Here is a 12,420-nt window from a genome sequence, read left to right as displayed (position 1 = left end):
TTATTCCTATAGCTGAGCATGCATAAAAAAACAAGTGTTCAAGATGCATCATTGTATCAAGTGTTATAAATTCAATATAGTGAGCGAAACCTTATGAATCTCTTTAATCATTCAGAAAAATCTACAAAGTCTTCTCCTAGAAAATCTTCATTCTCTTCGCTTGCAATTTTTTTTCCTTATCTTTTGCGCTATCGTTGGTTGTTTATCTTTGCCTTTCTAGCGTTATCTGTTGCTGCTCTTGTCACATTAGCTTTGCCTGTGGCTATCCGCCAAATGTTTGATCATGGGTTTTCTACTTCAAGCCATGGACATATCAATTTTTACTTCGGAATTTTGTTTATCTTAGCCTTGCTTCTCGCATTTGCTTCTGCTGGCCGTTATTATTGTGTTATCACATTGGGAGAGCGGATTGTTGCCGATTTACGGCGTGATGTGTTTATTCATATTATGAAACTTTCTCCTGCTTTTTTTGATCGGTCGCATTCAGGAGAGATTGTTTCAAGGCTTCTAACAGATACCACACAAATAAAATTAGCTGTGGGTTCTACCGCCTCTACTGCTTTGCGTCAGTTGATTATAGTGATCGGAGCCGTCGTGATGATGGTGATTACCAATGCTAAATTGTCTTTGTTGGTTTTGGTTGCTATTCCTGTTGTGGCCATTCCCTTAGTGGTTTTTGGGCGGAAAGTTCGCTCTCGTACGCGTGCGGCGCAAGATCGTCTCGCAGATGCCAATGCTGTTGCTACAGAACAGGTGAGTGCTATTCGCACTGTGCAAGCTTTTACCGCAGAAAAACTCGTTGCAACACGTTTTTCACAATTGATAGAACGGGCTTTTCAAACAGCACGTGCTTCCGTGATCCTGCGCTCCTTTTTTACGGGTTTTGCAATTTTTTTGGTTTTTAGCAGTGTGGTTGCTGTTTTATGGATTGGGTCGCGCGATGTTTTGAATGGAACGATGACAGGCGGGACATTAGGGCAATTTGTCCTTTATGCGGTTTTTGGAGCTTCTACTTTTGCGCAATTATCGGAACTGGGGGCAGAGTTAATCCAAGCAGCAGGCGCTGCTGAGCGGCTTTCCGAATTGCTACAAGAACAACCTACTATTGTAGCTCCTAAAAATCCTTTATCATTGGAACAACCTGTTCGAGGCGAACTTGTTTTTGATCAGGTTGATTTTACCTATCCTTCTAGACCTCAAGAGAAGATTTTACGCTCGCTTTCATTTTCTGTAAAGGCAGGCGAAACGGTTGCTTTTGTTGGGGCTTCCGGAGCAGGAAAAAGCACCATTTTTTCTTTGATCCTTCGTTTTTATGACCCGATAAGTGGAACAATTCGGTTGGATGGCATGGAAATTAATCGCCTTTCTTTACAAGATTTACGCAGCGCAATTTCCTATGTTCCACAGGATGTCGCCATTTTTGATGGAACATTGCGTGATAATATTATTTTTGGAACTGAAAATACCCATGAAGAGGAAATCCTTGCTGCCGCTAAAGCGGCTAATGCACTTGAATTTATTCAAGCTTTACCAGATGGCTTGGATACGCAAGTAGGAGAACGTGGTACCATGCTTTCTGGGGGGCAAAAACAACGCATTGGTATTGCACGGGCAATTCTAAGAAATGCACCCCTGTTGCTTCTTGATGAAGCAACATCTGCTTTAGATGCAAACAGTGAAAAGTTGGTGCAAGATGCCTTAGAAGGATTGATGCAAAATCGTACAACCTTGGTAATTGCACATCGTTTGGCAACAATTTTAAAAGCTGATCGTATTCTCGTGATGGATAAAGGGGCTCTTGTGGAAGAAGGAACCCATGCTGAACTTGTGGCAAAAAATGGCGTCTATGCTTACCTCGCAAAACTCCAATTTTCACCTGAGTAAGTGATCATTATAAAGCTGTAAGTTGTTGACATAAACATCCGCATTCTTATGAGAATAACATCGGTTTGCGGTGTTCTTTAATGCATAGAATAGTATCAATATATTATACGGTTTGATATTCTTTAAATTCTCATGAAATTCTACACTCTCTTGCATCATTCAACCGCGCTTTTTTAAGGCGTTACATTGACGTGTAAGGAAAACAGACTCTTGTGATAATCTCGCACGATGTGAATGTTTAATCATTTATAGTATTAACTGAGGCAATATATTGGTTTTTATAAAGCGAGGCTTTCAAATGGTTTGCATAAGGTGTGCGTATTAACACGCAATTTTCTTTGGAGTATCAAGCTGTTATTTTTTCACAAAAGTTATTATGGATTCAAGATTTTGTATTTTTTGTAATCCATTCCTCATCAATAGGTAAGGTGTCTTTATTTATTTGACACTTTTGCGTGCCCTATTTCAGCTTTTTGTAGGAATGATTTTTCTGTTTTTGGTAAAGACTCTCTCTTGATGACAAAAACACGCATTTGCCGGATTTTAGGAGTTCAGAACGCATCTTGAGACATGCCAAATTCGTACAGCGGCATTATTAAATACAATTTGTTTTTAGAGACTGTATATCTAGTATTTTAAAACTCAAAATACCACATAATGATACTATAATACTGAATTGATAAGAGAATCGTAAAAGTATTGTTAAAATAAGGGATCATAATAATGGATGACTTTGTCAAAGAATGGGTAGCACGCCTAATGTCGCCTATAATTTTACCCATTTTGGGGAAAGGAAAGGAATGTTGGAATGCAATACTCAGAGTTTGGGGGAAAAGGAATGGATGTTGGGTTGCAGTATTCGGAGCTATGATTTTACTCGTTATAGTGATGGGGGTGCTTTGGTCTTTGGGAGCTTCCGTGATCACTTTGTTAGGTGTGGCAGTTATAGCGTATTTTATCGTGAATTTAATGCTTGGATTAGCCAATTATCAGAAAAAACAATTCGAGCAACTAAAAAATCGAGAGGTAGCGATATATCAGGAGATCATTAAAAAATGGGAGGAAAGGCTTTTTCGAGAAACTCAAACAATATCGCAGGAATGGTTGAAACAATGGGATGAGGGAGTGAAACAATGGGAAAGGAGTGTACTGGAAATAAAAAATCTTGAGTATATTTCTGAACCCAGCGGACAGCAACATCCGATGGTTAAGGATATCTGTGCTCAAGGATATACAGATATACTTCTTCTTTATGAGAAGGCGCTGAAGAAGGAATTTACTTCTGAACAGCATGAAAAAATTAATGATGTAGTAAACACTTTAATGGGCATTGAGACTTTTAAGCAAAATTATCTGAAAACAGTACAGTTAATGAAAGAGAGTGGGATAATTGATGAAGAGTTTGGAGATCCTCTTGCGGTAGATCCCCATACGAAAGAAACAAAATATAAACCTGCGATGTTGGTTTTTCATTGGTGGTTGTATGTGATTGATGAGATGATCATAGATTTGAAAAGACAAAAAAAAGAAGAAAAATCTAAGAGCATGTGTGAAAAGCAAGAAGCTATCGGTAGTTATCAGGACGACATATTTACAAATACAGAATATGAAAAGATAAAAAAAATCGTAGATCGTCTGCCCAGTGAATATGAATGGCTATTGCTGAATAAAAGGGATATCTTGTCGTTATTGCGAAATATTTCCGATGGTTATAACGCGGCAAGAGAAACTTTTCTTTATTATAAGGAGCTTATTGAGACGGTGAAAGAAGGCTATATTGCCTTTGATAAGGATTGTTGTCATTCTACGGTTAAAAGCAAAATTGATGCCTGTAGAGAGCAAGACAAAAACAGGGAAAAAGGTTGTCTCATTGCTGGAAGAACTCTAACATTTGAAGAAGCTTACAAACTAGGTGTCAGAGAGTGGATGAAGGTATCAAATGAAAAATTTGGTAATCAGTTGGTTTTTTGGAAGATGCTTATCGAAATAGAAAATTCAAGAGAAAAGCTACGATACATCATCGGTGATGAGAAAGTAAAGGAACTGGAAGAGACTATTGATACAGAAAAAAACCATTTTGACATCAAATTGCGAGAGGCGATTTTCGAAGATAAAGATTTCTATTACAATAAGTCCTATGCGCATTTCATAGGTTTTCTTCAATCATTATAATATGTGTAACGATCATATTAATCTGTGAGTTTATTGCAATCACGCTAATTGCACGTTTTTGTAAAAAACCTGAGGAGTATTGGGAGTAATATGTAAGCTGTATGGCAAGGTGAAAAGCGGGGGCTATAATAAGATATGGAAGAATGTGCAGTATAAAAATGAAGTTGTCTATGCGTTGTGCTTTTTTATTACCCTTTGTGCGGCTTGATCATAATTGATTATTTTTTGAATCCATTGTTTGAAATTGTTTTTATCTGAATTTAGAGAAACATTCTTATAAACAGTGGGTGGCAAGCTGTTTTTTAAGATTGCTTTTGAAATTATGATATCTTTTTGAGCTTTTTTTCTAAGTTGATGCGAATGTGTTTATTGCTAAGGGTGAGGTTTTGTAGAATATCAAGTATATGTATTATCCTTACTTTATTATCACTATTTTATGGAAGGCGTTAAAGAAGCACTTTGAGAGTGCCTTTCTTTTTCGAATTTCTCTCTTTTGAGGTTTTTTTCTAGTTTGATGCGAATGTGTTCATTGCCAGCAATGATATTTTTTTGCAGAATATATCGCTGCCGCCTTCTTTATCAGTGACAAAACCACCAGCTTCGCGAAGCATTAGTATGCCGGTAGTTTTATCAAAAAATTGTAGATTATCTTCCCAAAAGCCATCGGTTCGGCCAGAAGCAACATAAGCTAAATTAAGAGCAGCAGTGCTAAGAAGGCGAAGTCCAGAAACTTCCATCATTACTTGCGCAATTCAATAAGAGATAAGGTTGCGTGATGAGGAATATCCCTATGGGGATGTTGCAAAGTTGAACTTTTAGCATTGCCTTTTAATTAGCATTGCCTTTTAAAATGACACTACTTCTGAGGTCTAAATGCCTTTTTTGAGGGTTTTTTCTAGTTTGATGCGAATGTGTTCATTGCCGGCAATGATATTTTTTTTGCGAAATATATCGCTGCCGCCTTCTTTATCGGTGACAAAACCACCGGCTTCGCGAACCATCAATATTCCAGCAGCCATATCCCAAATTTGCAGATTATCTTCCCAAAAGCCATCGGTTCGGCCAGAAGCAACATAAGCTAAATCAAGAGCAGCAGCGCCAAAACGGCGAAGTCCGGCAACTTCCGCCATCACATTGCGTAATTCAATAAGATAGGTTCCATGATTTGGGCGACCAAAATGAGGCATACCTGTGGCAATGACACAATCTTCTAGTCTGCGTCGAGCAGAAACGCGACAGCGTCGGTCATTGAAAAAAGCACCACACCCGCGTTCTGCGGTAAAGAGTTCATCACTTACGGGATTGTAAATGACACCAGCAACGATTTTCCCTTGACTTTCTAAGGCAATGGAAACAGCAAAAAAAGGAATGCCATGGAGAAAATTTGTGGTGCCATCTAATGGGTCAATAATGAAACGATGTTGGGAATCTTCGCCAATGATTTCTTCAGACTCTTCCATTAGAAAACCAAATTTGGGGCGCGCTTTGCTTAATTCATTGAAAATAATTTTTTCCGCTTTGCGATCTGCTTGGCTGACATAATCCGCTGGTCCTTTCAAAGACACTTGCAAATTTTGCACTTCACCGTAATCACGCACCAACGAGCGTCCTGCTTTCATTGCAGCTTGCACCATGACATTCATGACTGCAGAATGGGCCATTTTTTATTCCTTTATTTATCTTTTTCATTTGCGCGACGCAAATAAATCAACTCATTGGTGTCTACAATGATACGTTCACCAGCATTCATAAAGGGGGGAACAAGAATACGAATCCCGTTTTCAAGAATGGCGGGTTTATAAGAGGAGGTAACCGTTTGTCCTTTGATGGCAGGATCGGCTTCCGCAATCGTGACAGCAACTTGATCAGGAAGTGAGATGCCAATAGGCTTTTCTTGATAAAGTTCAACTGTGACAGTCATCCCATCTTGGAGAAAAGCAGCACGTTCACCAACAAAATCCTTTTGAAGTTCAAGTTGTTCATAAGATTCTGAATCCATAAAGACCAAAGCATCCCCTTGTTGATAAAGAAATGTGAAATCCTTTTGTTCAAGGCGCACGCGTTCAACCGTCTCAGCAGCACGAAAGCGTTCGTTAAGTTTTGTACCATCAATTAAATTTTTCATTTCAACTTGGTTAAATGCACCACCTTTTCCTGGTTTTACAGCGTTGCATTTAACAGCAACCCATAAGCTTCCTTGATGTTCGATCACATTACCAGGGCGAATTTCATTGCCATTAATTTTCATCGTTTCTATCCAATTCTATTCTTGCAAAAAGAGCTCTCTTGTTGTCGTTATGGCGCTTTTCTTTGCTGCCTTTAACAGTCAAGCTCTTTTGTTATTTTCGGGCTCAAATTCCTTTGATTAGCCTTGCGGCTCTCTCATGGTCCTGTGTGCTCCATAGGTTTTCTCATGTTTTTTGCAAAGAGAAAAGCTTGAGTAAAAAAAGGACCTTGATGTATTTTTGCTTTTCAGTTCTTTGCAAGACCATAAAAAGCGCTCAGACGCAAGCTTTTTAAAAATTTGCACAAAAAATTTTTAGAATTTTTGGGGATTTTATCCCTTTGTGTCGTAAAATATCATCATTAATGGCAATGATATAATTGATGGCAATGATATAAGTTCCGTAAAACCATGAGGTGTTTTTAATTGAGAATATGTGGTGAATATTTGAGGGTGGCTTGTCCGGATAATCTTGTGAAATGAACCGCATAAAATGGGAAGTTAAAAGAGTTCTGTTCTGAGAAGATGGATTGTTTACCAACTGGATAGGGAAAGGACTTCTGTCCTTTGAGGTGTGGGAGGCAAGTTAAGAACAGAGAGTGTAGCGCCCTATATCATAATGTTAAAAGTTTTCATTCTCATCAGAGATGCGCTGTAAAATGGCTCTCTTTTTTACAGTGGTAAGAGTTCTAAATCTTTTTAAAAGCAGGTATTCTTCTGTGCTCGATGCGATTTCATCATGGTGGTATGGAGGCTGTTTTTTTGCTAAGATATCCGCATAAAAAAAGGAAACCGGAACATTCAATATATCGGCAATTTCTTTTAAACGCCCTGCGCTGACACGATTTAAGCCGTTTTCATATTTCTGGATTTGTTGGAAAGTAACACCCAAATGTTGACCTAATGTTTTTTGAGACATCTTCAACATTTTTCGTCTAAAACGAATTTTTTTGCCAATGAATTTGTCACTGAAAATGTCGTTATAAGGATTTTACCGATACCCTAGAAAATGCTACACGGGATATAGAAAACTCTTCAGCTGCTTCAATCACAGATAGTCCAAGTTTTGCATTTACATCTTCGCGTAACAATTCACTAGGGTGTGGGGCATTTTCATTATTTTTAGTATTCTTCTTTTCTTAAATCTCAAAGCTATAATTTACACTATTTTGTATTGTCACAATCTATAATAAAATTTATCCACTCTGGCTAAAAATGAGGTTTTTTATTGAGGTGCAAATCTCTTTGCCTTTCGCAAGAGCTTTTAAGTCTTTATGTGTAAAATATAGAGAAAATTCACATTAAATAGCGGGTTCATCTGGGCTGAGTACTTATATGAGCACGTGGTTCTCCGTTCACATTATACTGAAGAAGAGACACTATAACTCTACTATTTAATTGTATTCTATAACTCAAATTCACACCCATGTTTTGCTGCTTTTGAGGTTGATCTGTATAGATCACATTATATCCATTCCGTCGCAACAGATTGATAAATAAAGGAGTAAAGCTGTCTGCTGTATTATTTTTCTTTATAAGAAGTGTGGTTGTAGCGGGTGGTAGAGATCTCTTGATATCGCTAATAAATTTGTTAGCGACTAATTGTGCCTGACGCTTTGTAAGACTTTGATCAACATAATTTGATGAATAATTGCCTACAGATGCGCAACCTGCCACCAACACAACCGGTGACAGCAATAAATATTTTAACATCGTTAATTCCCCTTACTTATTGTTGCTCTTTTTTGCGAAGCTCCTATTCCAGAAATAAGAGCAACTTTACTCATCGTTACATTAACAACATATCGGCATCTAATCAATCGGTTAATTAATCAATGAATAATGGTTTCAGCTGTAAAGGTTGCTTGAAGTGCTTCTGGTGGTGTATATTTTAATAAACTGCTGCTTTTAGTAATTATGATAAAAAAGCAATTTTTTGCGTTTGCATGTTAAGATCATGTCCTCTATCACTATTATAAAATGATGTGTTAAGTGTTATTCCAGATTGATCAAAAAAATTTCAAGCATTGCTTTTTGAGGGCTATCTTTTTTAAAATACGCATGAATGCTTATTCTGTTTGCTGTAAAATGCTATCGTTTTAGGTGCGGTGCTATAAGGTATCAAACTTTGCATATGTGATGTTTTTATGAGAGTGTGTGGTGAATATTTGAGGGTGGCTTGTCCGGATAATCTTGTGAAATGAACCACATGAAATCGGAAGCTAAAAGAGTTCTGTTCTGAGAAGACGGATTGTTTCCCAACTGGATAGGGAAGGGACTTCTGTCCTTTGAGGGGTGGGAGGCAAGTTAAGAACAAAGAGTGTAGCGCCCTATATCACAATGTTAAAAGCTTTCATTCTGATCAGCGATGAGCTGTAAAATGGCTCTTTGTTTTATCGAGGTTAGAACTCTAAATCTTTTTAAAAGCAGGTATTCTTCTGTGCTTGATGCGATTTCATCATGGTGGTATGGGGGCTGTTGTTTTGTGATGATATCCGCATAGAAAAAGGAAACCGGAACATTTAAGATATCGGAAATTTCTTTTAAACGCCCTGCGCTGACACGATTTAAGCCGTTTTCATATTTCTGGATTTGTTGGAAAGTGACACCCAAATGTTGACCTAATGTTTTTTGAGACATCTTCAACATTTTTCGTCTAAAACGAACTTTTTTGCCTACAAAAAGATCAATATTAAGATTTTTACTTTGCATTTTAAAGCCCCCCGCCGGGTGCGAGCGCCCTCGCGTTGGTATTCCGGGAGTCTAAAAACACTGACCTCGAATCAGCATTTTGCTTTTAGTGCTTAAAGCACCTGGACATAGCAAAATCTCCCGGAATTCCGGGATACCCGCAAAGCGGGGTAAATTTATGTACGAGGTTTCGGGTTTTTAGAGCCCTATTGGTCGTTGCGTATGCGACCAAAACACCTTTCAATTCATAAAGTAATTTCAGCAAATTTACAATAAAAAATAGTTTTTTAATGAGAGTTGGTGTGTTTTTCATCCAAGCAAAAAGAATGAACAAATAGAGCTTTTGGAATTTTCGGATAGCCTAGTTCTTTTGCTTATTGGATATTGTTTGTTAAGTAAATGATACCAGTGCGTTTTCTTTACCAATGGAAATGTCGTTATAAAGATCTTTGGTTTGCATTTCCCTCCGACGGGGTGCGAGCGCCCTCGCGTTGGTATTCCGGGAGCTTGAAAATACTGAACTCAAATCAGCCTTTTTGCTTTTAGTGCTTATCGCCCCTGGACAGAGCAAAATCTCCCGGAATTTCTATAAATTTTATCTCTTTGAAGCAGAGAGGAGTATTTTAAAAAACAGGAAGGAGCTTTATTGCTTCTTTGTGCGCTTTTTCTAGTTGTGTTTTGTCCATGCCTTGGAGCATTATTTCAAGATCAGGAGCTTGCATTTTTGCCTCTTTTGCGAGCATATACCATGCCGCTGCCATTATTATATCGCCTTTTGTTCCTGTGCCATCTCGATAAAGCCTTGCAAGGGAAATCTGTGCTGGTGCTATCATGTTGATAGCATTTCTTTGAAGTAAATGAAAAGCACGGGGAAAATCTGTTTCTCCTCCACGCCCCTGTATAAGCCATTGTGCTAAATGAAGTTGAGCTTTTAAGTGGTTGTTTTGAGCCGCTACCTCCATGAGTTTGCGAGCATTGCGATCATCCTTTGGTCGTTTTAACGTGCCTAAGGAAAGAATTTTTGCAGCAGAAAAAGCAGCTTCAGCATCTCCAAGAGCAGCACCTTTTAAGTACAATTTTAAGGCTTGCTCGATTGCTTCATTTTCACGGCTTTGAGAAGAAACACCAGGGAGAGCTTGTTTTTCCTGTGCGGCTTTATAAAGAAGCAGTTGTCCGTAATAAAAATAGGCTTCCTTGACGCCTGCATTGACAGATTTTTGAATGAACTGTTCACCAAGTTCTTGATTTTGTTTTATAAAGTTACCATCAAACAACATAAGCCCATAGCGTAGTTGTGCTTGGGGTTCCCCCTGTTTTGCGGCGCGTTCAAACCATAAAGCAGCACGCGCACCGTCAATAGGGACAGCACATCCCTCCATATAAATTCTGGCAAGAAGAGTTTGTGCAAAAGGATCATTTTTTTCAGCACGTCGGAGTGCTTCACGAAAAGCTTTTAAATAATAACCTTGGATGTAATAGTCATAGGCTTGATCATAGTCTCCAGCTTTTAAGGGCTGAAAAGGTTCTTGAGTGTTTGAAGCTTCTTGAATCGTATTGAAAGAGTCTTCAGAACTTGAGAATTCTTCAGTGTTTCCAGCTGAATTGACAGCAGAACTTGCAAGGCCAAGCACGCCTAAGATAAGCAGCTTCACGCTTCTCTTGATCATGGTGTTTTCTCCTCATTACCGATCAGAACTTTCACATTTTTTTTTCATCATTACAAGCCGTATAAGAATTTCATTTCTATATTACTTTTTATCTCTCAGTTTTTCATCTTAGTTAAGGTAGGGTTCGGTAAGTTTAAAAAAATAGCATAAATGTTGACGAGAGCCAGACTGTTGAAAATAGTCCTGTTAAAAATAATAATGATAAAGGGTTATTGTGTGTAAAAATGCTTATCGTCTATTATATTAAGGGCATCTCCTCCTAAAATGAAAAAATGCTTACAATGGGGGCTGCTTTTTAAAATACTTATGAATGCTTATGAATAGCGCGCTATCCGTGTGATATTGTTTGCACTCTCATCAGAGATCAGCTGTAAAAAGGCTTTCTTTTTAACCGTTGTGAGAGTTCTAAATCTTTTGAGCAGCAGGTATTCCTCTGTGTTCGATGCGATCTCATCATGATGATATGGGGACTGCTGTTTTGTTAAGATATCCGCGTAAAAAAAGGAAAGTGGAACATTCAAAATATCAGAAATTTCCATTAATCGCCCTGCGCTGACACGATTTAAGCCTTTTTCATATTTTTGAATTTGTTGGAAAGTGACACCTAAAGCGTGTCCTAAAGTTGTTTGAGACATTTTTAGCATTTTTCGTTTTAAGCGAATTTTTTTGCCAATGAAAAGATCAATATTAAGATTTTGAGATTGCATTTTTCCCCGCCGGTTGCGAGCGCCCTCGCATGAGTATTCCGGGAGCTTGAAAACACTGAATCCGAGTCAGCCTTTTTGCTTTTAGTGCTTAAAGCACCTGGACATAGCAAAAACTCCCGGAATTCCGGGATACCCACAAAGTGGGTTCATCTTTACGCTCGGATCTAGGGTTTTCAAGGCCCCTTTTGGTCGTTGCGTATGCGACCAAAACATCTTTTAATTCATAAAGTAATTTTAGGAAATTTACAATAAAAATTAAAATAGTGTCTCTTAACGTGTCGTTTTTTAAAATGGAGGGGTGGTATGTTTTGCATTCAAGCAATAAAGTGTTACAAAGGGGACTTTGAATAGTGCGTGCTATCCGTGTGATGTTAGTTTGCATTCTCTTCAGAGATCAGTTTTAAAAAGGCTTTCTTTTTTACCGTTGTGAGAGTTCTAAATCTTTTGAGCAGCAGATATTCCTCTGTGCTTGATGCGATTTCATCATGGTGGTATGGGGGCTGTTGTTTTGTAATGATATTGGCATAGAAAAAGGAAAGTGGAACATTCAAGATATCAGAAATTTCCATTAAACGCCCTGCGCTGACACGATTTAAGCCTTTTTCATATTTTTGAATTTGTTGGAAAGTGACGCCTAAATGTTGACCTAATGTTTTTTGAGACATCTTCAACATTTTTCGTTTTAAGCGAATTTTTTTGCCAATAAAAAGATCAATATTAAGATTTTGAGATTGCATGTTTCCCCGCCGGTTGCGAGCGCCCTCGCATGAGTATTCCGGGAGCTTGAAAGTACTGAAATCTAATCAGCTTTTTTTGCTTTTAGTGCTGAGAGCACCTGGACATAGCAAAAACTCCCGGAATTCCGGGATACCCACAAAGTGGGGTAAATTCATGTTTAGATTTTCGGGCTTTCAAGACCCTCTTGGTCGTTGCGTATGCGACCAAAACATCTTTTAATTCATAAAGTAATTTTAAGAAATTTACAATAAAAATAGTTTTTTACTTACAAAATTTGTTTTTTAATGAGAGGCTATCCGCTTCTTAAATCTCTCTGGAATGATTGTCAAAATCATGA

The 12,420-nt window shown here is 38.1% G+C and carries 10 protein-coding genes and 1 pseudogene; 2 read left to right on the top strand and 9 right to left on the bottom strand.

The genetic code is table 11. The features are described from left to right. The first annotated feature begins 93 nt into the window (after positions 1–93). Together ACFIKJ_RS02720 and ACFIKJ_RS02715 are read left to right on the top strand one after the other, a co-directional pair. Positions 94–1,884 (top strand): ABC transporter transmembrane domain-containing protein, encoded by a 1,791-nt coding sequence (locus ACFIKJ_RS02720; protein WP_375670230.1) that lies wholly within the window; start codon positions 94–96, stop codon positions 1,882–1,884. A gap of 723 nt (positions 1,885–2,607) precedes the next feature. Next, the gene (locus tag ACFIKJ_RS02715) at positions 2,608–4,056 is read left to right on the top strand and encodes a hypothetical protein (protein WP_375670229.1); all 1,449 of its coding nucleotides are present in this window, start codon (positions 2,608–2,610) and stop codon (positions 4,054–4,056) included. Between the two features lie 429 nt (positions 4,057–4,485). On the opposite strand, the pseudogene ACFIKJ_RS02710 reads toward ACFIKJ_RS02715, so the two are convergent. The 9 genes and pseudogenes from ACFIKJ_RS02710 to ACFIKJ_RS02670 all read right to left on the bottom strand — a co-directional run. After that, a pseudogene (locus ACFIKJ_RS02710) lies at positions 4,486–4,852 on the bottom strand (inositol monophosphatase family protein); the annotation flags it as partial. A 73-nt stretch (positions 4,853–4,925) separates the two neighbouring features. Then, positions 4,926–5,717 (bottom strand): inositol monophosphatase family protein, encoded by a 792-nt coding sequence (locus ACFIKJ_RS02705; protein WP_015856959.1) that lies wholly within the window; start codon positions 5,715–5,717, stop codon positions 4,926–4,928. Positions 5,718–5,728: 11 nt separating this feature from the next. Next, on the bottom strand, positions 5,729–6,304 hold the full coding sequence (gene efp / locus ACFIKJ_RS02700) for an elongation factor P (protein ID WP_015856958.1): 576 nt from the start codon (positions 6,302–6,304) through the stop codon (positions 5,729–5,731). A 598-nt stretch (positions 6,305–6,902) separates the two neighbouring features. Next, positions 6,903–7,256: a helix-turn-helix domain-containing protein gene (locus tag ACFIKJ_RS02695; protein WP_375670248.1), complete on the bottom strand. Its 354-nt coding sequence runs from the start codon at positions 7,254–7,256 to the stop codon at positions 6,903–6,905. Between the two features lie 338 nt (positions 7,257–7,594). Continuing rightward, entirely contained in the window at positions 7,595–7,993 is a 399-nt protein-coding gene (locus ACFIKJ_RS02690; RefSeq protein ID WP_375637572.1) for a hypothetical protein, read from the bottom strand. A gap of 630 nt (positions 7,994–8,623) precedes the next feature. Next, positions 8,624–8,992, bottom strand: coding sequence for a helix-turn-helix domain-containing protein (locus tag ACFIKJ_RS02685; RefSeq protein ID WP_375625252.1), 369 nt, complete (start codon positions 8,990–8,992; stop codon positions 8,624–8,626). A 602-nt stretch (positions 8,993–9,594) separates the two neighbouring features. Next, the gene (locus tag ACFIKJ_RS02680; protein ID WP_375625253.1) at positions 9,595–10,638 is read right to left on the bottom strand and encodes a tetratricopeptide repeat protein; all 1,044 of its coding nucleotides are present in this window, start codon (positions 10,636–10,638) and stop codon (positions 9,595–9,597) included. 314 nt (positions 10,639–10,952) lie between these two features. Further along, positions 10,953–11,345 carry a helix-turn-helix domain-containing protein gene (locus tag ACFIKJ_RS02675; protein WP_375625254.1) on the bottom strand — a complete coding sequence of 131 codons (393 nt, stop codon included), beginning with the start codon at positions 11,343–11,345 and terminating at the stop codon, positions 10,953–10,955. Between the two features lie 371 nt (positions 11,346–11,716). After that, positions 11,717–12,082 carry a helix-turn-helix domain-containing protein gene (locus ACFIKJ_RS02670; protein ID WP_375653595.1) on the bottom strand — a complete coding sequence of 122 codons (366 nt, stop codon included), beginning with the start codon at positions 12,080–12,082 and terminating at the stop codon, positions 11,717–11,719. Positions 12,083–12,420: the final 338 nt, after the last annotated feature.

Source organism: Bartonella sp. PS7NMGDW (assembly GCF_042193585.1).
Taxonomy (GTDB): domain Bacteria; phylum Pseudomonadota; class Alphaproteobacteria; order Rhizobiales; family Rhizobiaceae; genus Bartonella; species Bartonella grahamii.
This window is presented reverse-complemented; position numbering and strand designations above follow the sequence as displayed.